Below are 15,208 nucleotides of genomic sequence, written 5' to 3'. Positions count from 1 at the left end.
TGATGAACTGAATGATGGGCATTCGGAGCATCTGAAAAGTTCGCCGCTCAAGTGGACAACCCACACTCCGCTGGCGGGGCTTCGGGGCTGTTGCCGTCGAAGCCCGATTAGAATAAGTCCTTCTTGGTAAAGGAAAAATAGCGTTTCGGGACATGCACTGTTACGCCGTCGGCAACAGTTGCCCGGATCATCGGTTTGATTGATAACCCCTCATCCAGCCGGCCCATGCCGAGCGCAAAGCCTTGCCCTGTGCGGGCATTCATCCTTTGGAGCGACACCGCGAATACCTCCTTGGTGCGCTTATCGCTCCTGGCGGGCAGCAGTAGGGTGGGGGCCTCAAGTCACTCACCGGGGAAGACGCATGACAAAAACAACAATGCGCGCCATCTTCACGCCGCAGACGCTGGCCGTCGCGGTTGCCTTGGGCTGCTGCGCCCAGGCACAGGCGGTTGAATTCAACCTTGGCGAAATCGAGGGTACGTTCGATTCGTCGCTGTCGATTGGTGCGAGCTGGGGCATGCGCGATGCCGATGATGCGTTGGTGGGCACGGTCAACGGAGGCTCCGGACAGTCATCGACCGGCGACGATGGGCGCTTGAACTTCAGCAAGGGCGAGACCTTTTCGAAGATCTTCAAGGGTATCCACGACCTGGAGCTGAAATACGGTGATACCGGGGTATTTGTCCGTGGCAAATACTGGTACGACTTCGAGCTCAAGGACGAAAGCCGTCCGTTCAAGGACATCAGCGACACCAATCGCAAGGAAGGCGCCAAATCCTCCGGCGGGCAGATCCTCGATGCCTTCGTCTACCACAACTACTCCATCGCCGATCTGCCCGGCACCGTGCGCGCCGGCAAACAGGTGGTCAGTTGGGGCGAAAGCACCTTCATCGGCAACTCGATCAACAGCATCAACCCGCTCGACGTCTCGGCATTTCGGCGCCCGGGTGCCGAAATCAAAGAGGGCCTGATCCCGGTCAACATGCTGTTTGCTACCCAAAGCCTCACCGACCAATTGACGGTGGAAGGTTTTTATCAACTGGAGTGGGACCAGACGGTTGTGGATAACTGCGGGACCTTCTTTGGCAACGATGTGGTGGCCGATGGCTGCGTGAATAACTACACGGTGGGCAGCCCGGCAATCGCTCCGTTGCAGCCGGTTGCCGCGGCATTTGGCCAAGGCTTCGAAGTGACTCGCGAAGGGGTGGTGGTGCCCCGGGGGGGCGACCGGGATGCCCGTGATTCCGGGCAGTGGGGCACCGCGTTGCGCTGGCTGGGCGATGACACCGAGTACGGCCTGTATTTCATGAACTACCACAGCCGCACGCCCACGGTCGGCACCGTCACGGCGGGCCTTTCGACCCTGTCGGCATTGCCGGGCATCGTCGGCACCGCCAACGCCATCGCGCCCGGCACCGGTTCGGGGCTGGCGCAAAGCGTGATGCTCGGTCGCGGCCAGTACTACCTCGACTACCCCGAAGACATCCGCCTGTACGGCGCCAGTTTTTCCACCACCTTGCCCACCGGCACGGCCTGGACCGGGGAAATCAGCTATCGGCCCAACGCACCGGTCCAGGTCAGTACCAACGACCTGACCCTGGCCTTGCTCAACCCGATTGCCGGCGGTGCGTTGTCGCCGATCAGCACCACCCCAGGTGCCGACAACAAAGGCTATCGGCGCAAGGAAGTCACCCAGGTGCAGAGCACCCTGACCCACTTCTTTGACCAGGTCCTCGGTGCCCAGCGCCTGACCCTCGTCGGCGAGGCCGCGGTGGTGCGGGTCGGCGGCCTGGAGTCACGCAGCACCTTGCGTTACGGCCGGGACTCGGTCTACGGCCAGTACGGGTTTGGCGGCGATACCGAAGGTTTTGTCACCTCCACCTCCTGGGGTTACCGCACACGGGCCATCCTCGACTACGCCAACGTGATCGGCGGGATCAACCTCAAGCCCAACCTATCCTGGTCCCACGACGTTGCCGGCTATGGCCCCAACGGATTGTTCAACGAGGGCGCCAAGGCGGTCAGCGTCGGGGTCGATGCCGACTATCGCAACACCTACACCGCGAGCCTGAGCTACACCGACTTTTTCGGGGGCGACTACAACACCCTCGAAGACCGCGACTTCCTGGCCCTGAGCTTCGGCGTGAACTTCTGATCTGGCTGAAAAGGATGACCTTATGCGCAAGATGATTCTGCAATGCGGTGCCCTGGCCCTGAGCCTGCTGGCGGCCAACGTGATGGCGGCGGTGTCGCCGCAGGAAGCCGACAAACTCGGTACGACCCTCACCCCGCTGGGCGCGGAAAAGGCCGGCAACGCTGACGGCTCGATCCCGGCCTGGACCGGTGGCATTCCCAAGAATGCCGGTGCGGTCGACAGCAAGGGCTTCCTGGCCGACCCGTTCGCCAGTGAAAAACCGCTGTTCACCATCACCGCGGCCAATGTCGACAAGTACAAGGCCAAGCTTTCCGATGGCCAGGTGGCAATGTTCAAACGCTACCCCGAGACCTACCGGATTCCGGTCTACCCGACCCACCGCACCGTGGCCGTGCCCCCGGAAATCTACGAGTCGGCCAAGCGCAGCGCGCTGAACGTGACCAGCATCAACGACGGCAACGGCCTGGCCAACTTTACCGGCAATCGCTACTACGCCTTCCCGATTCCGAAGAGCGGGGTCGAGGTGTTGTGGAACCACATCACCCGTTATCACGGCGGCAACCTCAAACGCATCATCACCCAGGTGACACCGCAGACCAACGGTGCCTACACGCCGATTCGCTTTGAAGAAGAAATCGCCGTACCCCAGTTGATGAAAGACCTGGACCCGGAAAAAGCCGCCAACGTGTTGACCTTCTTCAAGCAGTCGGTGACCGCACCAGCGCGCCTGGCGGGGAACGTGCTGCTGGTCCATGAAACCCTCGACCAGGTCAAGGAGCCGCGCCTGGCCTGGATCTACAACGCCGGCCAGCGTCGCGTGCGTCGCGCACCGCAAGTGGCCTACGACGGGCCGGGTACGGCCGCTGATGGCCTGCGCACCTCGGACAACTTCGACATGTTCTCCGGCGCGCCGGATCGTTATGACTGGAAGCTGATCGGCAAGAAGGAAATGTACATCCCCTACAACAGCTACAAGCTCGACTCACCGAGCCTGAAGTACGACGACGTGATCAAGGCCGGGCACATCAACCAGGACCTGACGCGTTATGAGCTGCACCGGGTCTGGGAAGTGGTCGGCACGGTCAAGCCCAGCGAGCGGCATATCTACGCCAAGCGCCACATGTACATCGATGAAGACAGCTGGCAGGTGGCGCTGGTCGACCACTACGACGGTCGTGGCCAACTGTGGCGCGTGGCCGAAGGACATGCCCAGTACTACTACGATCACCAGACCCAGGCGTACACCCTGGAAGCGCTGTACGACCTCATCGCCGGCCGCTACATCGCCCTGGGCATGAAAAACGAAGAGAAGCACAGCTTCGTCTTTGGCTTCGACGCCAAGGCGGCGGACTACACGCCGGCGGCATTGCGCGCAGAGGGCGTGCGCTAAGGAATTGAACGGCCCCTGTACCCAGGGCGACCCACGGATTGATGCCTCGGCATTGATCCGTGGGTCGTCTTTTTTATGCCTGGCAATCAGCCTTCTGAATGTTTCTCAACAAGGCCGCGGGAGAGGGCTAGGGTAGGCTCACAATGATAAAAAGGCCCGCTGCAATGACCGCCATGACGCACTGTCTGGATCGCCCGGGAGTGGTGCCCCGCTTGTCTTCCCTGCACGTGCGCCGCGAGCGCCTGACGCAGCCGTTGCTGGCCTCGCCCGCCCGGGTAAGGTTGCTCTGCGCGCCGGCCGGCAGCGGCAAGAGCGCGTTGTTCGCCGAGTGCCTGCTGCAGGCCCCGCCGACCTGCACCGTGCACTGGCTGGCGTTGAATGGGCTCGTCTCGAGTCCTGAGGAGTTTTCTCGGGCCGTGGCCCAGGCCCTCGGGTTGGTGGTAGACAGCGAAGCGCAGTTGCTGGCCTGCCTGGCTCGCTGGCAGACACCCACCTGGTTGTTTCTGGATGACTACTGCCGGGTGCCCGCCCCGCAGCTCGATGCCTTGCTCGATCGCCTGTTGACCCTGAGCAGTCCGGCCCTGACCTGGTGGCTGGGTGGGCGCCGGCGGCCGCACTGCAACTGGCCACGCCTGTTGCTCAACGACGACCTGTACGAGAGCGCCGGCCCCGAGCTGGCGTTCAGTCGTGGCGAAATCCAGCAACTGATCGCCCAGCTACCCCATTCGCTGTGCGCCAATGCCTGCGAACGGATCTTCCAGCGCAGCGGTGGCTGGTGCGCCAGCGTGCGGGTGGCTTTGCAAGATGGTAACGGCCGCAGTGCCAGCGAGCTCAAGGAGGGGCGCTCGGCGATCATGCTCGATTACCTGCAGCATGAACTGTTCAACGGCTTGGCACCGGAACTGGCCGAAGCCTGGCGCGTGCTGGCCCACCTGCCGCGATTCAATCTGGGGTTGTGTGAGCACCTGTTCGGCGCGGGCGAGGGTGGGCACTGGATGCGCACTCTGCAGGAGCTGGGGTGTTTCATCGAACCCTGGGAAGACTCGCCGGACTGGCTGCAGGTCTTTGCACCGGTGGCGCAACTGGTGCGCGACGAGGCCTGGGAGGCCGGTCGCTCATGGCATCGGCGTGCGTGCCAGTGGTTCGTCGCCGAGCAAGACTGGCAGGCGGCGTTTGAACAGGCCCTGTTGGCCGATGAAAACGAAATGGCCATCAGCCTGTTGCAGCACTTTGGCTTCGAGCACTTGTTCCAGCAGCACAACGTGGTGTTGTTGCTGCGTCTGTATGAACAGCAAGGCGCCGACTTGCTGCTGTGCAGTGCGCAGTTGGTCGGGTTGATCACGGCGGCCTTGTTGTTTGCCGGGCGCTTTGAAGAGGCCGGCCTGTGCATCGAGCACATGGCGCGTTTTGCCCCGCAACCGTGCGCTGCCCAGCAGCGCGAACTGGTGGCGCGTTGGCAGGCGCAACAGGGCTGGTTGCTGCACCTGCAGGGGTGGATGGCGCCGGCACGCGGGCATTTTCTCGAAGCCCTGGTCGACCTGCCGGCCAGCGCCTGGCCCGCCCGCCTGCTGTGTTTATCCGGGTTGACCCAACAGGCCCTGCTACGCGGCGAACTGGATGTCGCGCAGGCGCTCAATCGCGAGGCGTTGTGCCTGGCGCGAGCCCAGGGGGCGTTGCTGTTCGAGGGCCTGCTGGAGCTCGATCACGCGCAGTTGCTCGAGCAACGCGGTGCGCCCCATCGCGCGGAAAGCCTGTTGAGCGGCATTCACCAGTTGTTGTGCCAGCACGCCAGGTTCGCCACCCCGTTGCTGGGGCGCATTGCCCTGCGGCGCGGTCGGTTGGCGTTGTGCCAGGGGCAGGAGGCACGGGCCAGCGAGTTTTTCGAGTCCGGGCTCGAGGCCTGTTTGCGCAGTCACGACAAGCGTGTGCTGTATGGGTACCTGGGCCTGGCGCACGTGGCCGCCAACCAGGGGGATTTTGCCCAGGCGTTCCTCCATTTACGCGACGCCGAGCGCATGATGCAGCGCCGGCAGATCCCCGACACGGTGTACCGCGGGGTCCTGCTGCACGTCAGCAGTCACTTCTGGTTGCAACAGGGACGCCCGCAACTGGCTCACGAAGCCCTGACCCGGGTGCTGCGCCATTACCACGGCCCGCAGGCCCGACAGGCCCCGCCGGCAACCCTGGAATTGATTCCGCGCCTGGAATACCTGTTGGTCGTCACCCAGGTGTATCTGCACCAGGCCTCGCGGCCGTTGGAGCAGCTCAATGCCCAACTGCTGCGGGCACGCCAATGCGGCATGCTGGGGCTGGAAACAGTGCTGCAACTGAGCGTGGCGCAGGTGGCGTGGCTGTTGGGCCAGCCCGTCGAGGCCAGGGCGGCGCTGCAGACTGCGCAGGCACTGGTCGAGCGCTGCAACCTGCGCCAGGCGCTGGCAGAGTTGCAGCGCAGCCTGCCGTCATTGTTTGTTGCGCCGCCGCCCCAGGCTGCAACGCCGCAGCCGACACCGGCGTGCGGTCGCGACAATCCCCTGAGTCAGCGCGAAATAGAAGTGCTCAGCCTGATCGCCCAGGGCAACTCCAACCTGCAAATCGCCGAGCAGTTGTTCATTTCCCTGCACACGGTCAAGACCCATGCCCGGCGAATCAACGGCAAGCTGGCGGTCGAGCGGCGCACCCAGGCCGTGGCGAAAGCCAAGGCACTGGGTTTTTTCGCCTGAGCTCAGGCCTGGGGCGCGCCGCCGTCATGCCCCATGCGCCAGCTCACCGCCCGGGTCGCGGCCAGCAGACGCTGGGCGGCCGGGCCGTTTTCGTCGGCATGGAACAATGAAGTCGGGCCGACGATGGTCAGCACCGCGGCGATCTGCCCGACAGCGTTGAACACCGGTGCCGAAAGCGCATCCACCCCCGGCATCAGCAAACCGTGCACATGGTGCAGGCCGCGTCCGCGAATCTGCTCGCACACACTGGCGTAGGCCTGTTCACTGGCCAGTGGATGGGACTGGACTGCGCCGACTTCCTGCTCGCGCAACTCGGCGGTTTCGCGGTGGGGCAGGTAGGCGCTGAACACCAGGCCAGTGGACGAACTCAGTAGCGGCAGGACCGAGCCGAGCTGGGTCACCACGGTGACGGCCCGGACCGCCGGCTCGATATGCACCACGGTCGCACCCTGATTGCCCCAGACCGCGAGGAAGCAGGTCTCGTTCAGTTCGTCGCGCAGCTCCGACAGGGGCAGGGCGGCGACTTTCAGCACGTCCATACTGTTCAGCGCCGCCAGGCCGACGCGCAGGGCTTCGCGTCCCAGGCCGTAGTGATTGGTGGCGGCGTTCTGCTCGGCAAAACCGCTGGCAATCAGCGCCTGCAGGTAACGGTGCACCTTGCTCGCCGGCATCTGCACATGTTCGGCCAGGCGCGACAGCGAGGTCGAGGGCGACAACTCGGCGAGGGCCTTGAGGATGTCGGTGCCCACCTCGGCCGAGCGGACTTTCTGTTTACCGTTGCTGTCGCTCGTGGCGCGCGGCTTTTCCATGGTTGAGTCGTATCTGGAGATGAATGGGCGTCTTTATAGCTTGACGGTCAATACCAATCAAATTACGTTATGCGTAATCGAATTACGATAAAAATAACCAGGACGTGCCAAAACTCTGAAGCGGAGCCATGGCCACGGCCCACTCCCTGTTCAGGAGGCTCCATGAACCTCGATTCAACGGCGCCAGCGCTGGCTTACCAGTCAGGCTTCGGCAACGAATTTTGCAGTGAGGCCCTGCCCGGTGCCTTGCCCGTCGGCCAGAACTCGCCACAAAAAGCCCCTTACGGTCTCTACACCGAATTGTTCTCCGGCACCGCGTTCACCATGGTGCGCAGCGAAGCGCGGCGGACCTGGATGTACCGTATCCAGCCCTCGGCCAATCACCCGGCCTTCGTCAAGCTGGAGCGGCAGTTGGCCGGTGGCCCGCTGGGCGAGGTCACGCCCAACCGCCTGCGCTGGAACCCCTTGGCCATTCCAACCGAACCGACCGACTTCATTGACGGCCTGGTGAGCATGGCGGCCAACTCGGGGGCGGAGAAACCGGCCGGCATCAGCATCTATCACTACGGCGCCAATCGCTCGATGGAGCGGGTGTTCTTCAACGCCGATGGCGAGTGGTTGCTGGTGCCGCAGGCGGGGCGTTTGCGCATCGCCACCGAGCTGGGTGTGCTGGAGCTTGCGCCGTTGGAAATCGCCGTGCTGCCGCGCGGCCTGAAATTCCGCATCGAGCTGCTCGATCCGCAAGCCCGTGGCTACCTGGCGGAAAACCATGGCGCGCCTCTGCGCCTGCCGGACCTGGGGCCGATTGGCAGCAATGGCCTGGCCAATCCACGGGACTTCCTGACCCCGGTCGCGCACTACGAAGACCTCCAGCAACCGACCACCCTGGTGCAGAAATTCCTCGGCGAGTTGTGGGCCTGCGAGCTCGATCATTCGCCGCTGAACGTGGTGGCCTGGCACGGCAATAACGTGCCGTACAAATACGACCTGCGACGCTTCAACACCATCGGCACGGTCAGCTTCGATCACCCGGACCCGTCTATCTTCACCGTGTTGACCTCGCCGACCAGCGTCCACGGCCTGGCCAACCTCGACTTCGTGATCTTCCCGCCGCGCTGGATGGTGGCCGAGAACACCTTCCGTCCACCGTGGTTCCACCGCAACCTGATGAACGAATTCATGGGCCTGATCCAGGGCGAATACGACGCCAAGGCCGAAGGCTTCCTGCCCGGCGGCGCGTCCTTGCACAGCTGCATGAGCGCCCATGGCCCGGACGGCGAAACCTGCACCAAGGCGATCAACGCCGAACTGGCACCGAGCAAGATCGACAACACCATGGCCTTCATGTTCGAGACCAGCCAGGTGCTGCGCCCCAGTCGTTTCGCCCTGGATTGCCCGCAACTGCAAAACACCTACGATGCTTGCTGGGCCTCGCTGCCCGCCACTTTCAACCCGAACCGGAGATAACCCATGACCCAGACCACCCCCACTCGTAGCTGGGTTGCCTGTGCCAACGGCCACGCGGATTTCCCGCTGCAGAACCTGCCCCTGGGCGTGTTCAGCACCCAGGGTTCGGCGCCGCGCAGCGGTGTGGCGATCGGCGAGCAGATTTTCGACCTCGAGGCGGCACTCGACGCCGGCCTGTTTGACGGTGTGGCCCGCACGGCGGTGCAAGCCACCCGTGGCGGTCAGTTGAACGCCTTCTTCGAACTCGGTCGGGGCCCCCGTGTGGCGCTGCGCGAGCGCTTGCTGGAGCTGTTGGCCGAGGGCAGTCCCCTGCGCGGCAAGATCGAAGCCCAGGGCGCCCAGTTGCTGCATCTGGCCGCTGACTGCCAGATGCACCTGCCGGCCCGCATCAACGACTACACCGACTTCTACGTGGGCATCGAGCACGCGCAGAATGTCGGCAAACTGTTCCGTCCAGATAACCCGCTGCTGCCGAACTACAAGTACGTGCCGATTGGCTACCACGGCCGCGCGTCGACCATTCGTCCGTCCGGCACCGACGTGCGTCGCCCCAAAGGCCAGACCCTGCCAGCCGGCCAGAGCGAGCCGACTTTCGGCCCGTGCGCACGCCTGGACTACGAGCTGGAACTGGGGATCTGGATCGGCCAGGGCAATGCCATGGGTGACTCGATTGCCATCGGCGACGCCGCCGAGCACATCGCCGGTTTCTGCCTGCTCAACGACTGGTCGGCACGGGATATCCAGGCCTGGGAATACCAGCCACTGGGTCCGTTCCTGTCGAAAAGCTTCATCACCAGCATTTCGCCCTGGGTCGTCACCGCCGAGGCCCTGGAGCCATTCCGGCGTGCCCAGCCGGCGCGTCCGCAAGGCGATCCGCAACCGCTGCCGTACCTGTTTGACACGCGTGACCAGGCCGCTGGCGCCTTTGATATCGAGCTGGAAGTACTGCTGCTGACCGAAGCCATGCGCGAGCAGAATCTGCCGGCGCACCGCCTGACCCTGAGCAACACCCAGCACATGTACTGGACCGTGGCGCAGATGGTTGCGCACCACAGCGTCAACGGCTGCCAGTTGCAGGCCGGCGACCTGTTCGGTTCGGGCACCCTGTCGGGGCCTGAGAGCGGTCAGTTCGGCAGCCTGCTGGAAATCACCGAGGGCGGTAAAAAGCCCATCGAGCTGGCATCAGGCGAAGTGCGCAAGTTCCTTGAGGACGGCGACGAAATCATCCTGCGCGCGCGTTGCAGCCGTGACGGTTTTGCGTCCATCGGCTTCGGCGAATGCCGGGGCAAGATCCTGCCAGCGCGCTGAGAGGTTCGGCCCATGGAGCTCTATACCTACTACCGCTCGACCTCGTCGTTCCGGGTGCGCATTGCCCTGGCGCTCAAGGGCCTGGATTACCAGGCGCTGGCGGTCAACCTGATCGCCGCGCAAGGCGGTGAACACCGGCAGCCGGCCTACTTGCAGCTCAACCCACAGGGTCGGGTACCGGCCTTGCGCACCGATCAAGGCGAGTTGCTGATCCAGTCACCGGCGATCATCGAGTACCTGGAAGAAGCTTATCCACAGGTGCCGCTGCTGTCCGGCAACCTCGCCCAGCGTGCGCACGAGCGTGCGGTGGCGGCGTTGATTGGCTGCGACATTCATCCACTGCACAACGTCAGCGTGCTCAACAAGCTGCGTCAGTGGGGGCACGACGAGCCACAGGTGGTGGAGTGGATCAGCCACTGGATCAGCCAGGGGCTGGCGGCCGTCGAGCAGTTGATCGGCGACGCGGGGTACTGCTTTGGCAGCGCACCGGGTGTGGCGGACGTGTACCTGATCCCGCAGCTGTATGCGGCTGAGCGTTTCAACATCAGCCTTGATGCCTATCCACGGATTCGCCGGGTCGCCGCGCTGGCAGCGCAACACCCGGCGTTCATCAAGGCTCATCCCGCCAATCAGCCGGATACCCCGTAACGGCGGCTACCCGTATTCAACACCGGCGGGGGTGTGCCTGGATCAGGCGCAATCCCCAGCCGGTCGCGAAGGTGCCGTCGGCTTGTGGCAGATGCTCGATTGCGGTTTTGAAGCGCTCCTGCAATTGCACGCGGGCGGCGGGTGTCAGCCGGTCGACGTCGTAGGTGGCGCTGAGTGATTGCCAAAGCTCGGCGAAGTCGGGCTGCCAAGCCACATCAATGTCCTGCACCGTCACCTGCTCGAAGTCGGTGCCGAGCAGCGCTCGCCAACCCTCCTCGGTGCGCATGCGCGGATCACCCATCGGCAAATGCGCCAAGGCATCCTGCTGCGCCACCTGGCGAAACACCTGCAGATACGCGTCACCCACCGCGCCCAGCAGAAACCCCCGGCCAACGATCGTGGCGAGCTTGCCGTCCTTGCGCAGCACGCGGCGTATTTCGCGCAGGACTTGCTCGATGTCGTCCATCAACATCAGTGCCAGATGCGACACCACCACGTCGACGCTGGCCGTGCCGAGCGAGAGCGCCTGTGCCCGCTCCTTGAGCAGGCTCACCCTGGCGGGTAACCGCGTGCGGGCTTCGTCCAGTTCGGCCTGACTGAGGTCGACGCCGATCAACCGCAATCGCTGTGGATGACGTTGCTCGAGCAGTTGCAGCAGATAACCGTTGCCACAGGCCAGGTCCAGAACACTCAGGCTGGCGGACGAATCCGGCAGGGTGGCTGCCAGCGCTGCGTAGGACGATTCCTGGCGTTCGCTGCACAAGTGGGCAAACGCCGCGCTGGTGGTGCCGGGTCGGCGCTGGTGAAAGTCTTCAAGGAAACGTTCCGCAGGGGAAGGGAAGTGCATGACAGCCTCATCCGTGGTGGCGCAAAAAATTCCAGGGCGCCAGTGGAGCATCCATCGCTTCAATGCACAATCGAGTTGGGGGGCAGATGACTCAGGCGTTCGGTCAGGCGCAGGCGCTGGATCGGGTCGTCGCTGAGCAGCAGGGCGTGTTCCAGGTCGAAACGTTCGGCGTTGGGACAGTCCAGGCGCTGATAGAGGCTGGCGCGGGCCAGGTAGTCACTGGCGTTGGCGTTACCCAGCTCCAGCACCCGCTCGGCATCGATCAGCGCGCCGATGTAGTCGTCGTTGGCCAAGTGCAGCTGGCGCAGGTTGCGTGACAGGCGCTGGAGCATCTGCAGCGGTTCGCTGGTGAGCAGGTGCTCGGCATTCAGGGCCATGTTCGGACCGTATTGGCGCTGCAGCAGCTCCCGGCAATCGTTGGGGTACAAGCGTCGACCGCCGCAGGGGTCGAGCAGGTGATCGGCGCCGGGCACCCGCAGCAGGAAGTGGCCGGGGAAGTTGACCCCGACCATGGGGATCTCCAGACGACGTGCCAGTTCCAGGGTGATCAGCCCCAGCGCCAGCGGCTGCCCACGGCGCCGTTCCAGGACTTTGTTGAGCAGGGCAGCCTGGGGACGCAACGGGGTGGCTTCGTCCTGCTGGTAGCCCAGGTCGTTGAGCAGGCGCAGCAGCGGTTGCCCCAACTCGCTGACCGGCAACATCGGCAGGCGACTGCTGACCCGCTGCACCAGGTCCTTGAACTGCTCCAGCACGACCTGCGGTTGCACCTCGGCATCATGTTCGACGGCGATCCACAACGCCGCTTCAAAAAGCGCCGGGGGTGAGCGTTGCAGGCAGGCGAAAAAGGCGTGGCGCGGGTTCATTGAAATCTCCGGCGAATGCCCCGTTTTAGCCCCGTCGCAAGCATTCGTCCAGTGCCGCGCGCGAGGGCGTGCAAGTTATGCCGCAAAGCCTTGGCGCGGGCCTTCGCTTATTCCGGTGCGCTCCAGCAATTTTTGCCCGCGCGCCTATACTGGCGACTACTGAAAGTGATTCGGGAGCCCTACGATGTTCGCTCTCATGCAAAGCACTCGCCTTGAATCGCTGCACCTGAGCGTCGACCCGGCCACCGGGTTGAAGGCCGTGATCGCCATTCATTGCAGCCGCCTGGGACCTGCCCTGGGTGGGTGCCGTTACCTTGCCTACCCCGACGATGAAAGCGCCGTGACGGATGCCGTGCGCCTGGCCCAGGGCATGAGCTACAAAGCGGCCCTGGCCGGCCTGCCCCAAGGTGGTGGAGTCGCGGTGATCATCCGCCCGCCCCATGTGGAAAACCGCGCGGCGCTGTTCGAGGCTTTCGGGCGCTGTGTCGAGCAACTCGACGGTCGCTACATCACCGCCATCGACAGCGGCACCTCGGTGGTCGACATGGACTGCATCGCCCAGCAAACCCAGCACGTCACCAGCACCACTGCCGCGGGCGACCCATCGCCCCATGCGGCCATGGGCGTGTTCACCGGTATTCGTGCCACCGCCATGGCGCGCCTGGGCAGCGATAACCTGGAGGGTTTGCGCATCGCGATCCAGGGCCTGGGCAATGTCGGTTTCGCCCTGGCCGAGCAACTGCATGCCGCGGGGGCCGAGCTGCTGGTGAGCGACATCGACCCGGGCAAGGTGCAACTGGCAATGGAGCAGTTGGGTGCCCATCCGATTGCCAACGAGGCCCTGCTCAGTACCCCCTGCGACATCCTGGCGCCCTGCGGCCTGGGCGGGGTGCTCAATAGCCACAGCGTGGCGCAGTTACGGTGTGCGGCGGTGGCCGGGTCTGCCAACAATCAATTGACCAACCTCAGCGTCGCCGACCAACTGGAAGGCCGTGGCATCCTCTATGCGCCCGATTATGTGATCAATTCCGGTGGGCTGATCTACGTGGTGCTCAAGCACCGCGGCGATGAGCTGTCGAGCATTACCGGGCACCTGTCGAAAATCAGTTCGCGCCTGACCGAAGTCTTCGCCCACGCCCAGGCGGAAAAACGCTCGCCGGCGCGGGTGGCGGACGAATTGGCAGAGCGCCTGCTTTATCGCTGAGGAACCATCTCCCGCCCTTCGGGCTCAGGCGCTGGCCGAGTCGCTGATGGCGATGCCCGAAACCCGCTTCGCCTTCTCATCCCACAGGCATGAAAAAGGCCCTGGATCAGTGATTCAGGGCCTGTTCAATTCTGCCGGGCGTTACTTCGCGGCTTTGACAGCCTTGGCCGGTTTGGCCGCCTTGGCGGGTTCGCCCGGCTCGACGTCTGCGGCGGGTTCAGCAGGTTCGACCGCTGCTACAGCTGGGGCAGGGGCGCTGAGCAATTCGGTCAGGGCGTCCGGCTGGCTCTTGAATGCCTTGGCGAACACATCGCGATTCTTCGCCATGTAGATCCCGGCTTCTTCCACTTGCTGTTCGGTCAGGGACGGAACGGCTTTTTGCAGCACTTCTGCCAGCAACTCGGCGAGTTCGAGCATTTTGTCATGACGGTCAGCTTCGGCTTTATCCATGAACAAGCGCTCCAGATCTCGGCTGCTGCGGTATACCACTTCGACGGCCATTTACCACCTCACATGCCTTCACATTAGTTGTCTATTGCGACTACTGTATTTATATACAGCGAAAGGATAAGCCAATCCCGGTCCTTTGGGTAGTCGCTTTTTAATCTAGACCGGTTTCACGGTTTGTCAGGTGGCGCTATGCCATGATCCGCGCTGTGGTTAGACACACAAAGTGTCCCATCTCGGTCCACCGTCATCTCATCTGACAGCTGCTGGCCTTTTTTCTGCATGCAGAACAACAGTCATGTCGAACCCGCATCATCCGGTCCAACCGACCTAAGGAAGAATCACCGTGAAAATCAACTGGGCGGAGCGACTTCGCCAGAACGTGCATGAGCTGGCTGAAACCCTGGGCAATCTGTTCGTCGAAACCTTCCACTACCTGGCGCTGTTCGCCATTGGCGCGGTCACGGCGTGGGCGGCGATCATGGAGTTTCTCGGCATGATCGAAGAGGGGCACATCAAGATCGACGACATCTTGCTGCTGTTCATCTACCTGGAACTGGGGGCGATGGTCGGGATTTACTTCAAGACCAACCACATGCCCGTGCGGTTTCTGATCTACGTGGCGATCACCGCCTTGACCCGCCTGCTGATCTCCAACGTGTCGCACCACAACCCGCCGGACCTGGGCATCATCTACCTGTGCGGCGGGATTCTGCTGTTGGCGTTTGCGATCCTGGTGGTGCGTTATGCCTCTTCGCAGTTCCCCTCGGTGAAGATCCAGCACCCGCAACGCAAGGTGGGAGCCGGCTCCAGTGAGCACCCGGAAGTCGAGAAGGGCGAGCTTTAAGGTCGGGCTGACAGGGGCAGGGAGGACCTGCTCAACGGCGGCGGCAACTTGAGGTTGTCGCTGTCGGTCATGGCTTCGAGAATGGCCACGGCACTGTGCCCTTGCTCGATGGCGATGCCGAACTGAATGCTTTGCACCAGCCGTTTCAAACGCTGCGGATCGTTGCGCTGGGCGAGGCTGATCATCCGCTTGGCGACAATGCGCCCGGCGTTGGACAGGGTCAGCATGATCCCGCCGTCCAGCCCCTGAATGCTCAGGTTGATCTGATAATCGTCGGCAAAGGTGTCGGTAATCAGTTGGAAGGGGTTGTCCATAATGCGTCACCGCTTGATTGGATCGTGCAGTCATTGACCGGCTGTGCCCAAAATTGTTCGCAGTTCCGGACCGTCGGCAGATAGCAGGGACGTAGCAAGGGGCATGCCGTAGGCGTGATCACCTTCAGATCAGCGAGCCTCACCCCACCCCGTGGGAGCGGGCTTGCCCGCGATAGAGCCGGCGCACCC

General features: G+C 63.4%; 12 protein-coding genes and 1 pseudogene. 8 read left to right on the top strand and 5 right to left on the bottom strand.

Annotated elements, in window-relative coordinates; translation table 11 throughout:
• The first annotated feature begins 361 nt into the window (after positions 1 to 361).
• The 3 genes from H7995_RS15620 to H7995_RS15610 all read left to right on the top strand — a co-directional run bounded on the left by H7995_RS15620 (position 362) and on the right by H7995_RS15610 (position 6,265).
• The gene (locus H7995_RS15620; RefSeq protein WP_166588723.1) at positions 362 to 2,155 is read left to right on the top strand and encodes a DUF1302 domain-containing protein; all 1,794 of its coding nucleotides are present in this window, start codon (positions 362 to 364) and stop codon (positions 2,153 to 2,155) included.
• Positions 2,156 to 2,177: 22 nt separating this feature from the next.
• Positions 2,178 to 3,545 carry a DUF1329 domain-containing protein gene (locus H7995_RS15615; RefSeq protein WP_166588722.1) on the top strand — a complete coding sequence of 456 codons (1,368 nt, stop codon included), beginning with the start codon at positions 2,178 to 2,180 and terminating at the stop codon, positions 3,543 to 3,545.
• Positions 3,546 to 3,709: 164 nt separating this feature from the next.
• Positions 3,710 to 6,265: a LuxR C-terminal-related transcriptional regulator gene (locus H7995_RS15610; RefSeq protein ID WP_185818579.1), complete on the top strand. Its 2,556-nt coding sequence runs from the start codon at positions 3,710 to 3,712 to the stop codon at positions 6,263 to 6,265.
• A gap of 2 nt (positions 6,266 to 6,267) precedes the next feature.
• Here the strand turns inward: H7995_RS15610 and H7995_RS15605 are convergent, their stop codons facing one another.
• Positions 6,268 to 7,074, bottom strand: coding sequence for an IclR family transcriptional regulator (locus H7995_RS15605; RefSeq protein ID WP_166588720.1), 807 nt, complete (start codon positions 7,072 to 7,074; stop codon positions 6,268 to 6,270).
• A 162-nt stretch (positions 7,075 to 7,236) separates the two neighbouring features.
• On the opposite strand from H7995_RS15605, the gene hmgA reads away from it, so the two are divergent.
• The 3 genes from hmgA to maiA are packed head-to-tail and all read left to right on the top strand — an operon-like array spanning position 7,237 to position 10,497.
• Positions 7,237 to 8,541 carry a homogentisate 1,2-dioxygenase gene (gene hmgA, locus H7995_RS15600; protein WP_182343563.1) on the top strand — a complete coding sequence of 435 codons (1,305 nt, stop codon included), beginning with the start codon at positions 7,237 to 7,239 and terminating at the stop codon, positions 8,539 to 8,541.
• 3 nt (positions 8,542 to 8,544) lie between these two features.
• Positions 8,545 to 9,849, top strand: a complete 1,305-nt coding sequence (gene fahA, locus H7995_RS15595) for a fumarylacetoacetase (RefSeq protein ID WP_166588718.1) — start codon at positions 8,545 to 8,547, stop codon at positions 9,847 to 9,849.
• 12 nt (positions 9,850 to 9,861) lie between these two features.
• Entirely contained in the window at positions 9,862 to 10,497 is a 636-nt protein-coding gene (gene maiA, locus H7995_RS15590) for a maleylacetoacetate isomerase (RefSeq protein WP_166588717.1), read from the top strand.
• 16 nt (positions 10,498 to 10,513) lie between these two features.
• On the opposite strand, the gene H7995_RS15585 is transcribed toward maiA, so the two are convergent.
• Together H7995_RS15585 and H7995_RS15580 are read right to left on the bottom strand one after the other, a co-directional pair.
• Complete coding sequence (locus tag H7995_RS15585; RefSeq protein WP_182343565.1) at positions 10,514 to 11,344, bottom strand: class I SAM-dependent methyltransferase; 831 nt, start codon at positions 11,342 to 11,344, stop codon at positions 10,514 to 10,516.
• A gap of 59 nt (positions 11,345 to 11,403) precedes the next feature.
• Entirely contained in the window at positions 11,404 to 12,207 is an 804-nt protein-coding gene (locus tag H7995_RS15580; RefSeq protein ID WP_166588715.1) for a SirB1 family protein, read from the bottom strand.
• A 184-nt stretch (positions 12,208 to 12,391) separates the two neighbouring features.
• Between H7995_RS15580 and H7995_RS15575 the strand changes: the two genes are divergently transcribed.
• A complete protein-coding gene (locus H7995_RS15575) occupies positions 12,392 to 13,411 on the top strand; it encodes a Leu/Phe/Val dehydrogenase (RefSeq protein ID WP_166588714.1) in 1,020 nt (339 codons plus the stop codon).
• A 246-nt stretch (positions 13,412 to 13,657) separates the two neighbouring features.
• Here the strand turns inward: H7995_RS15575 and H7995_RS15570 are convergent.
• Positions 13,658 to 13,912: pseudogene (locus H7995_RS15570) on the bottom strand (YebG family protein); the annotation flags it as partial.
• A gap of 292 nt (positions 13,913 to 14,204) precedes the next feature.
• Here H7995_RS15570 and H7995_RS15565 point away from each other — a divergent pair.
• A complete protein-coding gene (locus H7995_RS15565; protein WP_166588712.1) occupies positions 14,205 to 14,705 on the top strand; it encodes a phosphate-starvation-inducible protein PsiE in 501 nt (166 codons plus the stop codon).
• Here the strand turns inward: H7995_RS15565 and H7995_RS15560 are convergent.
• Positions 14,702 to 15,019, bottom strand: coding sequence for a DUF3509 domain-containing protein (locus H7995_RS15560; RefSeq protein ID WP_185818578.1), 318 nt, complete (start codon positions 15,017 to 15,019; stop codon positions 14,702 to 14,704). The two genes, H7995_RS15565 and H7995_RS15560, sit on opposite strands and share 4 nt — an antisense overlap.
• Positions 15,020 to 15,208: the final 189 nt, after the last annotated feature.

The organism is Pseudomonas kielensis, assembly GCF_014236655.1.
Taxonomy (GTDB): Bacteria; Pseudomonadota; Gammaproteobacteria; order Pseudomonadales; family Pseudomonadaceae; genus Aquipseudomonas; species Aquipseudomonas kielensis.
This window is presented reverse-complemented; position numbering and strand designations above follow the sequence as displayed.

Coding starts and splice junctions, on each gene's coding strand:
- hmgA (WP_182343563.1), top strand. CDS start 7,237: ATGAACCTCGATTCAACGGCGCCAGCGCTGGCTTACCAGTCAGGCTTC.
- H7995_RS15560 (WP_185818578.1), bottom strand. CDS start 15,019: ATGGACAACCCCTTCCAACTGATTACCGACACCTTTGCCGACGATTAT.
- H7995_RS15585 (WP_182343565.1), bottom strand. CDS start 11,344: ATGCACTTCCCTTCCCCTGCGGAACGTTTCCTTGAAGACTTTCACCAG.
- H7995_RS15610 (WP_185818579.1), top strand. CDS start 3,710: ATGACCGCCATGACGCACTGTCTGGATCGCCCGGGAGTGGTGCCCCGC.
- H7995_RS15605 (WP_166588720.1), bottom strand. CDS start 7,074: ATGGAAAAGCCGCGCGCCACGAGCGACAGCAACGGTAAACAGAAAGTC.
- maiA (WP_166588717.1), top strand. CDS start 9,862: ATGGAGCTCTATACCTACTACCGCTCGACCTCGTCGTTCCGGGTGCGC.
- H7995_RS15580 (WP_166588715.1), bottom strand. CDS start 12,207: ATGAACCCGCGCCACGCCTTTTTCGCCTGCCTGCAACGCTCACCCCCG.
- H7995_RS15620 (WP_166588723.1), top strand. CDS start 362: ATGACAAAAACAACAATGCGCGCCATCTTCACGCCGCAGACGCTGGCC.
- fahA (WP_166588718.1), top strand. CDS start 8,545: ATGACCCAGACCACCCCCACTCGTAGCTGGGTTGCCTGTGCCAACGGC.
- H7995_RS15575 (WP_166588714.1), top strand. CDS start 12,392: ATGTTCGCTCTCATGCAAAGCACTCGCCTTGAATCGCTGCACCTGAGC.
- H7995_RS15615 (WP_166588722.1), top strand. CDS start 2,178: ATGCGCAAGATGATTCTGCAATGCGGTGCCCTGGCCCTGAGCCTGCTG.